This is a genomic window from Streptomyces sp. NPDC056160 (assembly GCF_042268205.1).
Taxonomy (GTDB): Bacteria; Actinomycetota; Actinomycetes; order Streptomycetales; family Streptomycetaceae; genus Streptomyces.
In genome coordinates this window covers 77,242-93,557 of record NZ_JBHJUW010000018.1, presented here as the reverse complement: position 1 = coordinate 93,557, position 16,316 = coordinate 77,242, and the positions used below count along the sequence as shown (strand labels likewise).

Sequence of the window (16,316 nt, the reverse complement as noted above, 5' to 3'; positions counted from 1 at the left end):
CGGCAGCGGCGGCCCGGGGGGCCCGTGCGCGCCGGCCGCCCGCTGTCTCGAACTGGCACCGTAAAAAGTCCGCAAGAGTCAGCGAACAGCGCTAATTCGCTCGCACCGGTGATCCTGTGTCAAAACGGACCATGTCCCCGATGAGGTGGGCGAATGCCTCCCGGCGGACCCGTGTCCGCGAGCCCTGGGAAGATGTGCCAGAGTTGCCACGTCCGCCCTGTGAGGCCGTACCGTACGGCAGCACGGGTGGGACCAGTGGGGCAGCGGGAAGGGGCAGCCGGTTTGACCACGCACGCACCACAGGCGGCGCAGGCCGTCACGCTGCCCACGACGCTGGACGAGGCCGTGGCGGCGCTCACCGCCATGCCCGCCGCCGTACCCGTGGCGGGTGGCACGGACCTCATGGCCGCCGTCAACTCCGGGCAGCTCAGGCCCGCCGCGCTGGTCGGCCTCGGCCGGATCAGCGAGATCCGCGGCTGGCAGTACCAGGACGGGCACGCGCTGCTCGGCGCGGGCCTCACGCACGCGCGTATGGGGCGTCCCGACTTCGCCGCCCTGATCCCGGCGCTGGCCGCCGCCGCGCGCGCCGCGGGCCCGCCGCACATCCGCAACGCCGGCACCCTGGGCGGCAACATCGCCTCGGCCGCGCCCACCGGGGACGCGCTGCCGGTGCTGGCCGCCCTGGAGGCCACCCTGATCGTCGCGGGCCCGGGCGGGGCCCGCCGGGAGGTCCCGGTCTCCCACCTGCTGGCCGGCGTGGAGATGCTGCGCGGCGGCGAACTCATCGGCTACGTGCGCGTACCGCTGCTGCACGCCCCGCAGGTCTTCCTGAAGGCGACCGGCCGCACCGGTCCCGGCCGGGCGGTCGCCTCCGTGGCGCTCGTCCTCGACCCGGCCCGGCGCGGCGTGCGGTGCGCGGTCGGTGCCATAGCGCCGATGCCGCTCAGGCCGCTGGACGCCGAGCAGTGGGTGGCCGGGCTCATCGACTGGGACAACAACCGCGCGATCGTCCCCGAGGCGCTGAACGCCTTCGGCGAGTACGTGGCCGCGGCCTGCATCCCCGACCCGGCCGTGGCCGAGGACGGTTCGGTGCAGCAGCTCCCGCCCGCCGTACTGCATCTGCGGCGCACCGTCGCCGCGCTGGCCCGACGAGCACTGGGGAGGGCGCTGTCGTGACCGACGACCAGCACGGACAGGGCACGCCCCCCGGCGGCGGCCGCTGGGACCCGCTGCCGCAGGGCGACTACGACGACGGCGCCACCGCCTTCGTCAAGCTCCCCGAGGGCGGCATCGACGCGCTCCTGGCCGCCGACAGCCCGCTCGCCGCGCCGGGCCACGGGTACGTGCCGCCGCAGATAACGGTCACGTCCGCCCCGGCCGAGGCCACCGACCCGGCGGCGACCGGCACCTGGGCCGTACCCGCCGCGCCCGCCCAGGGCACCGGCTGGCCCGACCCGAACGCGGTGCCGCGGCCGGACGGGGGCCACGGCCACGGCGACACGGGCGCGGGCGAGGCGTTCGCCTACCGGCCCGAGGCGACCCAGCAGTGGAACTTCCAGGAGGTCCAGGGGCGCCTGGAGCCGCACGGGCACCAGGGCGACCAGGGACAGCACGGGCACCCCGAGGAGGCGCGGGCCGGTGGGGCGGCGCCCGGACACGACGTGACCGGGCAGTGGTCCATTCCCGTGGCCGGTGGTGACATCCCGGACGAATCCGGCGAGTTCACCACGTCGGCCCTGATCGAGCAGTGGGGCGGCACCCCTCCGGCCACCCTTCCCGGCGGCGCCCCCGCCCCGTGGGCCACCGAGACCGCGGGGCAGCCGTGGGGCCGGACCGCGCAGGAGCCGGCCCCGGGCGCGTACGGGAGCGACCCGTCGGGGCACTCGTACGGCGCCGGACTGCCCGCACCGGAGCGTGCCCCCGAACGCCCGGCCCCTGAGCACCCGGCCCCCGAACGCCCGGCCCTCGAACACCCGGTGCCCGTGGACCCGGTCCCCGGACACCTTCCCGAACACCCGGAACACCCGGCACCGCAGGCGCCCCCCGCCGCCCCCCAGGAGGCACCGGCAGCCGAGGCGCACCCCGCCTCGGAGGCGCCGTCCGGGCCCGTTGCGGACCGGGCCCCGGACGCGCCGGGGACCGCGACCGCCCCCACCGGGGTGCCCGCGCCCGTGCCCGCCCCTTCCGCCGGACAGCACCCCGGGGAGACCACGCAGGAGCCGTCCACCGACGCACCGGCGGCGGACGACGACGAAGGGCCCGTGGAGGCCCCCGAAGGCTCCGTGGGGCCGCCCGCGGACCCCGAGCCGGCCGAGGACACCGACGTCGAGCCCGGGGCCGCCCAGGAGCCCGTCACGGCCCCGGAGACCGACGCCGAGCCGGACGCCGCTGCCGACGCCCCCCGGACCGCCCCCGAGACCGACCACGAGACCGCTCCCGAGACCGACGCCGAACCCGGCCCGGACCACGGTCCGGACGCGGACGCCGTTGCGCAGGAGGCGCCGGCCCCGCGGGAGACGACAGCCGAACCGGACCCGCAGGGCCTGCCCCCCGCGCCGCCGCAGGACGAACACCCGCTCGCCTCCTACGTGTTGCGCGTCAACGGCGTCGACCGGCCCGTCACGGACGCCTGGATCGGCGAGTCGCTGCTGTACGTGCTGCGCGAGCGGCTCGGCCTGGCGGGCGCCAAGGACGGCTGCTCGCAGGGCGAGTGCGGCGCCTGCAACGTGCAGGTGGACGGCCGCCTCGTCGCCTCTTGCCTGGTGCCCGCCGTCACCTCGGCCGGCAGCGAGGTCCGCACGGTCGAGGGCCTGGCCGCCGACGGGCAGCCCTCGGACGTGCAGCGGGCGCTCGCGCGCTGCGGCGCGGTGCAGTGCGGCTTCTGCGTGCCGGGCATGGCGATGACCGTGCACGACCTGCTGGAGGGCAACCCGGCGCCGACCGAGCGGGAGACCCGGCAGGCCCTGTGCGGCAACCTGTGCCGCTGCTCCGGCTACCGGGGCGTCCTGCGGGCCGTCGAGGAGGTCGTCGCCGAGCGCGAGGCGTCGGCCGCCGCGGAGCACGCGGAGCCCGAGCACACCGGGCCCGAGCACACCGGCGCCGGATACGCCGAGACGGACGCCGGCGAGCCCCGCATCCCGCACCAGGCGGGCCCCGGAGCGGGCGGCATCCACCCGTCCGCCTTCGACACGCCCGGCCCGCACGCCCCCGGCGAATCACCGCACCACCCGCACGACCCCTACGGTCAGGACGGAGGCCAGGCGTGAGCGACGAAGCCGCCACCGCTGCCGCCACGGACACCGCGCCCGCGTCGCCGGAGCCGCTGCCGCACGGTATCGGCTCCTCGCTGCCGCCCGCCGACGCCCGCGCGAAGACGGAGGGCACCTTCCCGTACGCCGCCGACCTGTGGGCCGAGGGCCTGCTGTGGGCGGCCGTGCTGCGCTCACCGCACCCGCACGCGCGCATCGTGTCCATCGACACCTCCCACGCGCGCGAGATGCCCGGCGTCCGCGCCGTCGTCACCCACGAGGACGTGCCCGGCAGCCCCCTGTACGGCAGGGGCGTGGCCGACCGGCCGGTGTTCGCCTCCGACGTCGTACGCCACCACGGCGAGCCCATCGCCGCCGTCGCCGCCGACCACCCGGACACCGCGCGGATGGCCGCCGCGGCCGTCATCGTCGAGTACGAGGTGCTCGACCCGGTGACCGACCCGGAACACGCCTTCGAGGCCGAACCCCTGCACCCCGACGGCAACCTGATCCGGCACATCCCGCTGCGCCACGGCGACCCGGAGGCGGCCGGCGAGGTCGTCGTCGAGGGCCTGTACCGCATCGGCCGCCAGGACCCGGCGCCCATCGGCGCGGAGGCCGGTCTCGCCGTGCCCCGGCCCGACGGCGGCGTCGAGCTGTACGTGGCCTCCACCGACCCGCACGCCGACCGCGACACGCTCGCCGCCTGCTACGGCCTGGCACCCGAGCGCGTGAAGATCGTCGTCACCGGCGTGCCCGGCGCGACGGCCGACCGCGAGGACCAGGGCTTCCAGCTCCCGCTCGGCCTGCTGGCGCTGCGCACCGGCTGCCCGGTGAAGCTGACGGCGACCCGCGAGGAGTCCTTCCTGGGCCACGTCCACCGCCACCCCACCCTCCTGCGCTACCGTCACCACGCCGACGCCGAGGGCCGGCTGGTGAAGGTCGAGGCGCAGATCCTGCTGGACGCCGGTGCCTACGCCGACACCTCCGCCGAGGCGCTGGCCGCCGCTGTGTCCTTCGCCTGCGGCCCCTACGTGGTCCCGCACGCGTTCATCGAGGGCTGGGCGGTGCGCACCAACAACCCGCCCTCCGGCCACGTGCGCGGCGAGGGCGCCCTCCAGGTGTGCGCCGCCTACGAGGCGCAGATGGACAAACTGGCCAGGAAACTCGGCGTCGACCCGGCCGAACTGCGCCTGCGCAACGTGCTCGCGACCGGCGACGTGCTGCCCACCGGCCAGACGGTGACCTGCCCGGCCCCGGTCGCGGAACTGCTCCAGACCGTGCGGGACCACCCGCTGCCGCCGCTGCCCAAGGACGCCCCCGAGGACGAGTGGTTGCTGCCCGGCGGCCCCGAGGGCGCGGGGGAACCGGGCGCGGTGCGCCGGGGCGTGGGCTACGGCCTGGGCATGGTGCACATGCTCGGCGCGGAAGGCGCCGACGAGGTCTCCACGGCCACCGTGAAGGTCCATGACGGAGTGGCGACCGTGCTCTGCGCGGCAGTCGAGACCGGCCAGGGCTTCACCACGCTCGCCCGGCAGATCGTCCAGGAGACGCTGGGCGTCGACGAGGTGCACGTGGCCCCCGTCGACACCGACCAGCCCCCGGCCGGCGCGGGCTGCCGGGGCAGGCACACATGGGTCTCCGGCGGTGCCGTGGAGCGGGCGGCGAAGATGGTCCGCACCCAGCTCCTGCAGCCCTTGGCCCACAAGTTCGGCATGTCCACCGAACTGCTCCAGATCACCGACGGCAAGATCACCTCATACGACGGTGTCCTGTCGACCACGGTCACCGAGGCCATGGAGGGCAAGGAGCTGTGGGCCACGGCGCAGTGCCGCCCGCACCCCACGGAGCCGCTGGACGAGTCCGGCCAGGGCGACGCCTTCGTCGGCCTCGCCTTCTGCGCGATCCGCGCGGTGGTGGACGTGGACATCGAACTGGGCTCGGTACGGGTCGTGGAGCTGGCGGTGGCCCAGGACGTCGGCCGGATCCTCAACCCAGCGCAACTGGCCGCGCGCATCGAGGCGGGCGTCACGCAGGGCGTGGGTATCGCCCTCACGGAGAACCTGCGCGCCCCACGCGGCCTGGTCCGCCACCCCGACCTGACGGGCTACGCCCTGCCGACGGCCCTGGACGCGCCGGACATCCGGATCGTGAAACTCGTCGAGGAGCGCGACGTCGTGGCCCCCTTCGGGGCCAAGGCCGTCAGCGCGGTCCCGGTGGTCACCTCCCCCGCGGCCATCGCCTCGGCGGTGCGAGCCGCCACCGGCCGTCCGGTCAACCGGCTGCCGATCCGCCCGCAGGCCGCGGTCGTCACCGGCCGGTGACCCCCTGTTCCTCCGGCGTTCGCGCAGGCCGGGGGCGTTGTCAGTGGGGCGGCGTAATGTGCTGGGCAGTGGGGACGACGGCGCCCGCCCGCTGCGGACGGGCCCGGCCGCGCCCCGCCCCGGACCGGGCCCCGCCCGCGCCAGGGGACCGTTCAGCACGGGGGACACGGGGGACAGATGAGCACGACAGGTACCACCACCGCGGTGATGACCCGGCCCGGGACAGGCCCCGGCCCGTACGGCACCCACGCGCCCACGCACCGCGGACTCACCGGCCCCGGACTGCCGGCCGGCCGCACCCTGCTGACGTTCGGCGCGCTGCGCCGCGACGGCTTGCGCATGGCCGCCGGCTCCGGCTCCACCGGTGACTTCCTCCACGACCGCCCCGACCTCATGGACGCCCGCCCGCTCGCGCCGCCCCTGGAGGCGCTGGGCCGCTTCGCCGCGGCCACGGAGGAACTGGTGGGCCTGCGCGGCGAGTTCGCCTCCTGCGCCGGCCGGTACGGCCCGGAGGCGGTGGCCGAGGCGTCCCGTCGGCTCCTCGCGGTGTTCGAGGCGGGCGCGGTCGGCGAGGTGCCGCCGTTCTGGAGGGCCACCACCCTCATCCGCCCGCTGTCCCTGATCGGCGGTCCGCGCACGCGCTCGGGCCTCACCCTCGATCTGCCCGCCCGCCTCCTGGAGCGGGAGTTCGGGCCCGGCCGCGTCGCCCGCTTCGAGGACGTCGACTTCCCCGCCACGCTCACCCACGAGCCCACCCGCCGCTTCCTGCGCGAGACGGGCCTGCCCGAGGACGGGACCGTCTTCCAGCTGGACACCGACGTCCCCCTGCCCACCCTCGCCGAACATCACGCCGACGAGGACCGCCCGCACCGTGCGCCCACCGGACTCCCGGTGGCGGCGGACCGGTTGATACGCCTCGGCCACCTCGTCGCCGACAACAGCCTGGTGGCCGACGGCAGCACGGGCACGGTGTGGAGATGGAGCGAGCACGAGGCCACCCTCCACCCGCTCAGCACGGACGTCTCCACCCTCGCCTTCACCCTGTGGCTGCTGCACCGTGAGAAGCGGACCGGTTCCCATGACGAAGCGGGCGGCGCGCTCTGAAGCACACACCGCCCGCCGTCCCTCCTCGACCGGAGGCCGTGGCGGGAATCGAACCCGCGTAAGTCGCTTTGCAGGCGACTCCCTGAACCACTCGGGCACACGGCCGCGTTCGGAACGCTGAGTGCTCGTCCCGGACTCGGTTCATCGACCGTAGGACGGGCGCGGGGGGTGACTCAAGGAGACGGCGAGCGCCGCAACGGGACTGCCACACGCCGTTCACAAAGGCAGGGGGTGTCCCTGAAGGGCAGGGGAAAGGAGGACCGGATGCCTCCGGTCGTACGACCAAGGTCCCGGTCCGGGACCGACTCCCGACAGGGGTCAAAGCCGTCTGCGGACCTTACCCTGGCGACCATGACCGCCCTCGAACCACGCGACACCGACGTCGCAGGCTTCCCTGAGACATGTACGACGTCCCCCTCGCAGGAGGTCGCGGCCGAGGCGGCCGACTCGGTGCTGGGCCGCGCCTACCGCGCACTCAGCATCGGGATCGTCTCCGTCGTGCTGCTGATCGCCTTCGAGGCGACCGCCGTCGGCACGGCGATGCCGGTCGCCGCGCGCGAACTGCACGGGGTGTCGCTGTACGCGTTCGCGTTCTCGGGGTACTTCACGACCAGCCTGTTCGGCATGGTGCTCGCCGGGCAGTGGGCGGACCGGCGCGGCCCGCTGGGCGCGCTCACCGCGGGGATCGGGGCGTTCGCGGCCGGCCTGCTGCTGGCCGGGACGGCGACCACGATGTGGGTGTTCATCCTGGGCCGCGCCGTCCAGGGGCTCGGTGGCGGCCTGGTGATCGTCGCCCTGTACGTCGTCGTCGGGCGGGCCTACCCGGAGCGGCTGCGCCCGGCGATCATGGCGGCGTTCGCGGCGGCCTGGGTGGTCCCCTCGATCGTCGGCCCGCTCGCCGCGGGCGCGGTCACCGAGCACCTGGGCTGGCGCTGGGTGTTCATCGGCATCCCCGTGCTGGTGGTCTTCCCGCTGGCGATGGCCCTGCCGCAGATACGGCGGCGGGCGGCCGGCCCGGTGGGGGAGGGCGGCGAGCAGGACGCCGCGCCGTACCCCGCCCGGCGGCGCATCCGCCTCGCCCTCGCCATCTCGCTCGGTGCGGGACTCCTCCAGTACGCGGCCCAGGACCTGCGGTGGATGTCGCTGCTGCCCGCCGCCGCGGGCGCCGCGCTGCTGGTGCCCGCCGTGCGCGGACTGCTGCCGCGCGGCACCTACCGGGCGGCGCGCGGGCTGCCGTCCGTGGTGCTGCTGCGCGGCGTCGCCGCCGGGTCCTTCATCGCCGCCGAGTCCTTCGTACCGCTGATGCTCGTCACCCAGCGCGGGCTCTCCCCGACCCTGGCCGGGTTCTCGCTGGCCGCGGGCGGCGGCACCTGGGCCCTGGGCTCGTGGGTGCAGTCCCGGCCGGGCGTGACGCCGTACCGGGAGCGGCTGATGACGCTCGGGATGGTGCTCGTCGCGGCGGCCATCGCCACCGCGCCCAGCGTGCTGGTCCACTCCGTCCCGGTGTGGACGGTCGCCGTCGCCTGGGGCTTCGGCTGCTTCGGCATGGGCCTGGTCATCTCCTCCACCAGCGTGCTCCTGCTGCGCCTGTCCGCGCCCGAGGAGGCCGGGGCCAACTCCGCGGCCCTCCAGATGTCCGACGCCCTCTCCAACGTCCTCCTGCTCGCCGCGGGCGGCGCCGCCTTCGCCGCCCTGGGCGGCGGCACGGTGGCCCACGCGACGGCGACGGCCGCGGCGGCCGGTTCCGGGGCCCGTCCGGCCGCGTTCGCGGCGGTCTTCCTGCCGATGGCGGGGGTGGCCCTGGCAGGCGTGTGGATCACCGGCCGGCTGTCGACCGGTGAGGCGGGCGACAAGTGAGCCGGGCGACAGGTGAGTCACGGGCGAACGGTGAAACGGACGATCGCTGACGGGCGGTGGCGTGGCCGCCTGACGTCCTGCCGCCCGGACACGGCCGGCTGTGGCAGGAGGCACCGGCGCGGCCGGCCCGTCGTCTGTGACCCGCGTCGCACCCGTGCCCGGCGGGGTGTCGTCGGCTCCGGGGAGGGGTGAGGACACCGGTAGGGTGGCCCGGTTGTCATACGTAGCCGAGACCGACCCGCACCACGAACCCGGAGACCGTGACTACCGCCCGCCCGTCGCCCGCCACCGCCCTCAACGGAGGGCCCACCGGGCACACCCCCGTGTCAGCCTCCCACCACCTCTCGCCCGCCTTCCCCGGCCGAGCCCCCTGGGGAACCGCCAGCAAGCTGCGTGCCTGGCAGCAGGGCGCCATGGAGAAGTACCTCCAGGAGCAGCCGCGCGACTTCCTCGCGGTCGCCACCCCCGGCGCCGGGAAGACCACCTTCGCGCTGACCCTCGCCTCCTGGCTGCTGCACCACCACGTCGTCCAGCAGGTGACCGTGGTCGCGCCGACCGAGCACCTGAAGAAGCAGTGGGCCGAGGCCGCCGCCCGCATAGGCATCAAGCTGGACCCCGAGTACAGCGCGGGCCCGCTCGGCCGGGAGTACCACGGCGTGGCCGTGACGTACGCGGGCGTCGGGGTGCGCCCCATGCTGCACCGCAACCGCGTCGAGCAGCGCAAGACCCTCGTCATCCTCGACGAGATCCACCACGCCGGCGACTCGAAGTCGTGGGGCGAGGCGTGCCTGGAGGCGTTCGAGCCCGCGACCCGGCGGCTCGCGCTGACCGGTACGCCGTTCCGGTCGGACACCAACCCCATCCCGTTCGTCACGTACGAGGAGGGCAACGACGGCATCCGGCGCTCGGCCGCCGACTACACCTACGGCTACGGCTCCGCCCTCTCCGACGGCGTCGTCCGCCCGGTCATCTTCCTCTCCTACAGCGGCAACATGCGCTGGCGAACCAAGGCCGGCGACGAGATAGAGGCGCGGCTCGGCGAGCCGATGACCAAGGACGCGGTCAGCCAGGCCTGGCGCACCGCGCTGGACGCCCGCGGCGAGTGGATGCCGGCCGTGCTGCGCGCCGCCGACCAGCGGCTCACCGAGGTCCGCAAGGCCATCCCGGACGCCGGCGCCCTGGTCATCGCCTCCGACCAGGAATCCGCGCGCGCCTACGCCAAGCTGATCCGTGAGATCACCGGCAGCGGTGCGACCGTCGTCCTGTCCGACGACGCCGGCGCCTCGAAGAAGATCGACGAGTTCAGTGACGGCGACGACCGGTGGATGGTCGCCGTCCGCATGGTGTCCGAGGGCGTCGACGTCCCCCGCCTCGCGGTCGGCGTGTACGCGACGACGATCTCCACCCCGCTGTTCTTCGCCCAGGCCGTCGGCCGTTTCGTACGGTCGAGGCGGCGCGGCGAGACCGCCTCCGTCTTCCTGCCGACCGTGCCCGACCTGCTGACCTTCGCCAACGAGATGGAGGTCGAGCGCGACCACGCCCTCGACAAGCCGAAGAAGGAGGGCGAGGAGGACCCCTACGCCGAGTCCGAGAAGGAGATGGACGAGGCGAACAAGGAGCAGGACGAGGACACCGGCGAGCAGGACATGCTGCCCTTCGAGGCACTGGAGTCCGACGCCGTCTTCGACCGGGTCCTCTACGACGGCGCCGAGTTCGGCATGCAGGCCCACCCGGGCAGCGAGGAGGAGCAGGACTACCTCGGCATCCCGGGCCTGCTCGAACCCGAGCAGGTGCAGCTGCTGCTCCAGAAGCGGCAGGCCCGGCAGATCGCGCACAGCCGCAAGAAGCCGGACGACGAGGCCGACCTGCTCGAACTGCCCGCCGAGCGGCGGCCGGTGGTCACCCACAAGGAGCTGATGGAGCTGCGCAAGCAGCTCAACACGATGGTCGGCGCCTACGTCCACCAGAGCGGCAAGCCGCACGGCGTGATCCACACCGAGCTGCGCCGGGTGTGCGGCGGGCCGCCGAGCGCGGAGGCGACGGCCGGCCAGCTGCGCCAGCGCATCGCCAAGGTGCAGGAGTGGGCCACCCGGATGCGCTGAGGCGAGTACGGCCCCGGGGGGCGCCTGGGGCGTGTGAGGACCTTGTGCAGAGATGTGCGGTACGTATCGGGACGTACGCGAACAGTTCCCATCGGGCACTGCCCGGATTCTGGACGGAGCCTTCCGCTCAGCGAACCGGCTTCGCTACTGTCCCGCTACGCACACGCCCCGTGGCAGAGCCGCCGCGGAGCGCAGCCGTGAAGCGACTGAGTCCGGACCGCCCCCGGACCGCCGGCCGATCGGCGGCCTCTGTCGCGCGTCACTGACGGGACTCGGTGACGCACCCGCCGCGAGGAGCGCCGCCGACCTCACCACTGAAGGAGTGGGCGTCGTGACCGCGGAGACATCCCAGACGCTCGACCGGGGACTGAGGGTCCTCAAACTGCTGGCCGACACGGACCACGGACTGACCGTCACGGAGCTGTCCCAGAGGCTGGGCGTGAACCGGACCGTCGTCTACCGGCTCCTCGCCACCCTCGAACAGCACGCGCTGGTCCGCCGTGACCTGGGCGGACGCGCCCGGGTCGGACTCGGGGTGCTGCGTCTGGGCCGGCAGGTGCACCCGCTGGTGCGCGAGGCGGCGCTGCCCGCGCTGCGCTCCCTGGCCGAGGACATAGGCGCGACCGCGCACCTGACGCTGGTCGACGGGGCGGAGGCGCTGGCGGTCGCCGTCGTGGAACCGACCTGGACCGACTACCACGTGGCCTACCGGGCCGGCTTTCGCCACTCCCTGGACCGGGGCGCCGCGGGCAAGGCGATCCTCACGGCCCGCCGCCAGCCGGCCGCCGAACCCGGCTACACCCTCACCCACGGCGAACTGGAGGCGGGCGCCTGCGGAGCCGCGGCGCCGCTGCTCGGCGTGAGCGGCGTCGAGGGCAGCGTCGGCGTGGTGATGCTCGCGGACGCCGTGCCCGAGCGGGTGGGCCCGAGGGTGGTGGACGCCGCCCGCGAGGTGGCCGAGGCACTCAGGTGACCGTGCCGCCCCGTCGCGTAGATTGAAGCCGTGCTCTCTCGCCTCACACGCCCCCAGGCCCTCACCGTCTGCGCGCTGCCCGTCGTGGCCCTGATCGCCACGGCGGCCTTCGCGCCGCTGCCGTTCTCGGTGGCGCAGCCGGGGTCGACGGCGAACGTGCTCGGCACCTTCAAGGGCAACCAGGTGATCGCGATCTCCGGCGCGCCCGTGCGGAACACCTCCGGGCAACTGCGGATGGTGACCATCGAGGCGACCGGGCCGGACACGCACATCTCGCTGGGTGACGTGATCGACGGCTGGTTCGCCACGGACCGCGCGGTCATGCCGCGCGACGCCGTCTACCCGAGCGGTGACACCGTCCGGCAGATCGAGCAGCACAACGCGGCGCAGATGAAGGAGTCGCAGGACGCGGCGACCCAGGCCGCCCTGAAGTACCTCGGCAAGTCCGGCCAAAAGATCGACGTGAAGCTCGACCTCGCCAACGTGGGCGGCCCCAGCGCGGGCCTGCTGCTCTCCCTCGGCATCATCGACAAGCTGCACGGCGCCGACGGCGGCGCGGACCTGACGGGCGGCCGTACGATCGCGGGCACGGGCACGATCAGTCCCGACGGGACGGTGGGCGCGGTGGGCGGTGTCGCCCTCAAGACGCAGGCCGCGCGGCGGGACGGCGCCACGATCTTCCTCGTCCCCAAGGACGAGTGCAAGGACGCCGGGGCGGAACTCCCCAAGGGCCTGAGGCTGGTCCCGGTGACCACCCTGAAGGGCGCGATCGGTGCCCTGACCGCCCTGCGGGAGGGCAAGGACTCCGCCGTACCGAGCTGTTAGGCGGTCGCGGTCCCCGCGTTCACGGCCCCCGCGGCGGGGGCGGCGGTGGCCAGGCGCAGGCCGACCTCCACGAGGGTCCAGCCGAGCCGGCCCCGCAGGCCGCGCGGTTGTCGCCGCCGTTGGCGCACGTCGTCGGCCAGGTGGTCGGCCGCGGCCTCGGCGTGGAGTTCGGCGGCGCGGGCGTGGTGCAGGACGAGGTGGGTCTCGGGATGCATCGGGCTGCCTCTCAGGCCGTGTGCGTGGGGAAGAGGTGGGTGTGCACGCGTACGGTCTCCGCGTCGGTGGCCCCTTCGGGCGCGGGGCCGTAGCCCCTGATCAGCTCGTGCATGCGCTGGACGAGTTCCCGGGCCAGGTCCGGCGTGAGCCGAAGGGTGAAGTCGCTCATGTCGCTCGCGCCTCCCCACTCGGCCGCCCAGTCGTTGGAGTTGCCGACCCAGGTGTCGAGTTCCTGGGTGTGCACGGCGGCCACCTCGTGACGGAAGACGGCGGCGGCGCCCCGCACCACGGGGTCCGCGTCTCTGACCAGGGTGTCGTCCAGCTGGACCGACGTGCTGAGGGCTCGCCACCAGCGCTCCCTGCCCTTGCCGTGCTCGGGGGCGTCCTCGACGAAACCGTGCGCGGCGAGCTGGCGCAGGTGGTAGCTGGTCGCCCCGCTCGACTCGCCCAGTTTCCCGGCGAGTTGGGACGCGGTGGCGGGGCCGCCGTGCCGCAGGGCGACCAGGAGGCGCATGCGCAGCGGGTGGGCGAGCCCGCGAAGTGAGCGGGCATCGAGCACCCGCGTTGTCTTCTCTTCCGGCATGCTGACCACCGTAGCCATGCAAAGATGTCTTTGCAACGTGTTCTTTGTAACTCCTCCTCGCTCGCTCTCACTCCTCCGCCGCCTGCTCCACCAGCGGGATGATCCGCATCGGCACCGGGTTCTCCATCACGATCGCGGTGGACGCGCGGACGATGCCCTCGATGCCGACCACCCGGTCGATCACGCGCTGGAGGTCGGCGTTGGAGCGGGCCACCAGTCGGCACAGCATGTCCCCGGTGCCGGTGGTGGTGTGCAGCTCCAGCACCTCCGGCACGGTCGCCAGGTGGGCGCGGACGCCCGCGCCCTGCCCCTGCCGGATCTGCAGCGTCGCGAACGCCGTGACCGGATAGCCGAGCGCCGCCGGGTCCACCTCCGGGCCGAAGCCGCGGATGACCCCGCCCGAGCGGAGCCGGTCCAGGCGGGCCTGCACCGTCCCGCGCGCCACCCCCAGCCGCCGGGACATCTCCAGCACGCCGATGCGCGGCTCGCGCGCCAGCAGCACGATGATGCGGCCGTCCAGATGATCGATCGCCATGGGCCCCGCCTCCCGGGTGGTCATCCTGTACAGAAAGCCTGCCGGTGCCGGGCTTCCACCGGACACCTTGCCCAGTGAACGCGCGAACTATTGCGCACCTTGCGGAGCCGGGTGACGCTTCCGCCATGACGCAGACCACACAGCACACTCCCGACGAGACCGCACGGCAGGCCGATCCCTTCCCGGTCAAGGGAATGGACGCGGTCGTCTTCGCCGTGGGCAACGCCAAGCAGGCGGCGCACTACTACTCCACCGCCTTCGGCATGCAGCTGGTCGCCTACTCCGGACCGGAGAACGGCAGCCGCGAGACCGCGAGCTACGTCCTGGAGAGCGGCTCCGCCCGGTTCGTGTTCACCTCGGTGATCAAGCCGGCCACCGCCTGGGGCCACTTCCTCGCCCAGCACGTGGCCGACCACGGCGACGGCGTCGTCGACCTCGCCATCGAGGTCCCGGACGCGCGCGCCGCCTACGCCTACGCCGTCGAGCACGGCGCCCGCTCCGTCGCCGAGCCCTACGAGCTGAAGGACGAGCACGGCACGGTCGTCCTCGCCGCGATCGCCACCTACGGCGAGACCCGCCACACCCTGGTCGAGCGCACCGGCTACGACGGCCCGTACCTGCCGGGCTTCACGGCCGCCGAGCCCATCGTCGAGCCGCCCGCCCAGCGCTCGTTCCAAGCGGTCGACCACTGCGTCGGCAACGTCGAACTCGGCCGGATGAACGAGTGGGTGGAGTTCTACAACAAGGTCATGGGCTTCACGAACATGAAGGAGTTCGTGGGCGACGACATCGCGACCGAGTACAGCGCCCTGATGTCGAAGGTCGTGGCCGACGGCACCCTCAAGGTCAAGTTCCCGATCAACGAGCCCGCGATCGCGAAGAAGAAGTCACAGATCGACGAGTACCTGGAGTTCTACGGCGGCGCCGGTGTCCAGCACATCGCGCTGAACACCAACGACATCGTGCACACGGTCCGCCAGATGCGCGCCGCCGGCGTCCGGTTCCTGGACACCCCCGACTCGTACTACGACACCCTCGGCGAGTGGGTCGGCGACACCCGCGTGCCCATCGACACCCTGCGCGAGCTGAAGATCCTCGCCGACCGCGACGAGGACGGCTACCTGCTGCAGATCTTCACCAAGCCGGTCCAGGACCGACCGACGGTGTTCTTCGAGATCATCGAGCGGCACGGCTCCATGGGCTTCGGCAAGGGCAACTTCAAGGCCCTGTTCGAGGCGATCGAGCGCGAGCAGGAGCGCCGCGGCAACCTCTGAGCCGCCGAGTCCGCCAGGAAGCCGTAGGCTGCCGCCCATGGCCAGGATCAACGACGTGGGCGGCACGCTCGGCTTCGGCGCGGTCGACACCACCGACGACCCCGCGCCCTTCCACGCGGACTGGGAGACGCGGGTCGTCGGCCTCCTCAACGCCCTGCGCGCGGAAGGGCTGTTCAACACCAACGAGTTCCGGGACGCCATCGAGTCGATGCCGCCCACCGAGTACCTGACGACCTCGTACTACGAGCGCTGGTTCGAGGCCATCCGCACCCTGCTGGAACGCAAGGGTGTGCTGAGCCCGGGAGAACTCGATGCCTGACCGCTTCGCCCCCGGCACCCGGGTCCGCACCTTCCCGCACGACCCGCCGCACCACACCCGCCTGCCGCGCTACGCCCGCGGCAAACAGGGCGTCGTCGTCGAACCGGAAGGACGCGCCCCGCTCGCCGACATCAGCGCGCAGGGCCGCGCCGACGCGCCCGTCGAGCAGGTCTACGCCGTCCGGTTCGCGGCCCGCGACCTGTGGGGCGAGGGCGACCACCACGTCGTCCTGGACCTGTGGGAGAGCTACCTGAGCCGTCTGGACGAGCAGCACGATGAGCGGTGACCACTCCGACGCGGCGATCGCCCGGCGGGTACGGCGTCTGGAGACCCTGCTGGAGGAGAAGGGCGTGCTCTCCGGTGCGCGCCTCGACGAGATCATCGACGCCTCCCTCACCGGCGCGTCCCCCGCGAACGGCGCCCGCGTGGTGGCCCGCGCGTGGACGGACCCCGCGTACAAGGCGAGGTTGCTGGCCGACGGGACGGCCGCCGTGCGCGAACTCGGCTACATGGAAGGCTCGTACCAGCGCCTGCGGGTCGTGGAGAACACCGCGGACACCCACAACGTCGTCGTCTGCACGCTCTGCTCCTGCTACCCGCTGCGGCTGCTCGGGCCGTCCCCCAGCTGGTACAAGTCGGAGGCCTACCGCTCCCGCGTGGTGCGCGAACCCCGGGCCGTACTGGCCGAGTTCGGCACGCAGCTGCCGGACGGCACGGACATCACCGTGTGGGACTCCAGCGCGGAGACCCGCTACATGGTGCTGCCCCGGCGGCCGGAGAACACCGACGGGCTCAGCGAGGAGGAACTGGCGGCCCTGGTCACCCGCAACGCCCTCATCGGGACGGCGGCGCTCTGAAACGCCACGCCCTCGTCGGAACGGCGGCGCTCTGAAACGCCACGCCCTCGTCGGGACGGCAGCACTCTGCGGCAGCACGCCCTCGACGGGAGGGCGGCG

Annotated in this window: 15 protein-coding genes and 1 tRNA gene; 12 read left to right on the top strand and 4 right to left on the bottom strand. The window is 73.8% G+C overall.

The window, feature by feature from the left end; all coding sequences use genetic code 11:
- The first annotated feature begins 282 nt into the window (after window positions 1–282).
- From ACFC02_RS09670 to ACFC02_RS09655, 4 genes are all read left to right on the top strand, one after another.
- Window positions 283–1,176, top strand: a complete 894-nt coding sequence (locus tag ACFC02_RS09670) for an FAD binding domain-containing protein (protein WP_376354593.1) — start codon at window positions 283–285, stop codon at window positions 1,174–1,176.
- On the top strand, window positions 1,173–3,266 hold the full coding sequence (locus tag ACFC02_RS09665) for a 2Fe-2S iron-sulfur cluster-binding protein (RefSeq protein WP_376354590.1): 2,094 nt from the start codon (window positions 1,173–1,175) through the stop codon (window positions 3,264–3,266). Before ACFC02_RS09670 ends, ACFC02_RS09665 begins: the two co-directional genes overlap by 4 nt.
- The gene (locus ACFC02_RS09660; RefSeq protein ID WP_376354587.1) at window positions 3,263–5,572 is read left to right on the top strand and encodes a xanthine dehydrogenase family protein molybdopterin-binding subunit; all 2,310 of its coding nucleotides are present in this window, start codon (window positions 3,263–3,265) and stop codon (window positions 5,570–5,572) included. The genes ACFC02_RS09665 and ACFC02_RS09660 overlap by 4 nt, the downstream gene beginning before the upstream one ends.
- Window positions 5,573–5,749: 177 nt before the next feature.
- Window positions 5,750–6,676 (top strand): SUKH-4 family immunity protein, encoded by a 927-nt coding sequence (locus ACFC02_RS09655; protein WP_376354584.1) that lies wholly within the window; start codon window positions 5,750–5,752, stop codon window positions 6,674–6,676.
- Window positions 6,677–6,709: 33 nt separating this feature from the next.
- Here the strand turns inward: ACFC02_RS09655 and ACFC02_RS09650 are convergent.
- Window positions 6,710–6,781, bottom strand: a tRNA-Cys gene (locus ACFC02_RS09650).
- 246 nt (window positions 6,782–7,027) lie between these two features.
- On the opposite strand from ACFC02_RS09650, the gene ACFC02_RS09645 reads away from it, so the two are divergent.
- The 4 genes from ACFC02_RS09645 (at window position 7,028) to ACFC02_RS09630 (ending at window position 12,433) form a co-directional block, all read left to right on the top strand.
- A complete protein-coding gene (locus ACFC02_RS09645; protein ID WP_376354582.1) occupies window positions 7,028–8,533 on the top strand; it encodes an MFS transporter in 1,506 nt (501 codons plus the stop codon).
- Window positions 8,534–8,856: 323 nt separating this feature from the next.
- Window positions 8,857–10,635, top strand: coding sequence for a DEAD/DEAH box helicase (locus tag ACFC02_RS09640; RefSeq protein WP_376354612.1), 1,779 nt, complete (start codon window positions 8,857–8,859; stop codon window positions 10,633–10,635).
- 331 nt (window positions 10,636–10,966) lie between these two features.
- The gene (locus tag ACFC02_RS09635; RefSeq protein WP_360972457.1) at window positions 10,967–11,608 is read left to right on the top strand and encodes a helix-turn-helix domain-containing protein; all 642 of its coding nucleotides are present in this window, start codon (window positions 10,967–10,969) and stop codon (window positions 11,606–11,608) included.
- A gap of 30 nt (window positions 11,609–11,638) precedes the next feature.
- A complete protein-coding gene (locus ACFC02_RS09630) occupies window positions 11,639–12,433 on the top strand; it encodes a S16 family serine protease (RefSeq protein WP_376354579.1) in 795 nt (264 codons plus the stop codon).
- Here ACFC02_RS09630 and ACFC02_RS09625 read toward each other — a convergent pair.
- The 3 genes from ACFC02_RS09625 to ACFC02_RS09615 form a co-directional block, all read right to left on the bottom strand.
- Window positions 12,430–12,648, bottom strand: coding sequence for a hypothetical protein (locus ACFC02_RS09625; RefSeq protein ID WP_376354576.1), 219 nt, complete (start codon window positions 12,646–12,648; stop codon window positions 12,430–12,432). The two genes, ACFC02_RS09630 and ACFC02_RS09625, sit on opposite strands and share 4 nt — an antisense overlap.
- An 11-nt stretch (window positions 12,649–12,659) precedes the next feature.
- Complete coding sequence (locus ACFC02_RS09620) at window positions 12,660–13,232, bottom strand: ArsR/SmtB family transcription factor (protein WP_376354573.1); 573 nt, start codon at window positions 13,230–13,232, stop codon at window positions 12,660–12,662.
- Window positions 13,233–13,299: 67 nt separating this feature from the next.
- On the bottom strand, window positions 13,300–13,767 hold the full coding sequence (locus ACFC02_RS09615) for an Lrp/AsnC family transcriptional regulator (RefSeq protein ID WP_360972449.1): 468 nt from the start codon (window positions 13,765–13,767) through the stop codon (window positions 13,300–13,302).
- A 125-nt stretch (window positions 13,768–13,892) separates the two neighbouring features.
- Here ACFC02_RS09615 and hppD point away from each other — a divergent pair, with 125 nt between their 5' ends.
- Genes hppD through nthA form a run of 4 tightly spaced genes read left to right on the top strand, consistent with a single transcriptional unit; the run spans window position 13,893 to window position 16,217 of the window.
- A complete protein-coding gene (hppD, locus tag ACFC02_RS09610) occupies window positions 13,893–15,041 on the top strand; it encodes a 4-hydroxyphenylpyruvate dioxygenase (protein ID WP_376354570.1) in 1,149 nt (382 codons plus the stop codon).
- 37 nt (window positions 15,042–15,078) lie between these two features.
- Entirely contained in the window at window positions 15,079–15,360 is a 282-nt protein-coding gene (locus tag ACFC02_RS09605) for a hypothetical protein (protein WP_376354567.1), read from the top strand.
- A complete protein-coding gene (locus tag ACFC02_RS09600; protein ID WP_376354564.1) occupies window positions 15,353–15,646 on the top strand; it encodes an SH3-like domain-containing protein in 294 nt (97 codons plus the stop codon). The genes ACFC02_RS09605 and ACFC02_RS09600 overlap by 8 nt, the downstream gene beginning before the upstream one ends.
- Window positions 15,636–16,217, top strand: a complete 582-nt coding sequence (gene nthA, locus ACFC02_RS09595) for a nitrile hydratase subunit alpha (RefSeq protein ID WP_376354561.1) — start codon at window positions 15,636–15,638, stop codon at window positions 16,215–16,217. Before ACFC02_RS09600 ends, nthA begins: the two co-directional genes overlap by 11 nt.
- Window positions 16,218–16,316 lie beyond the last annotated feature (99 nt).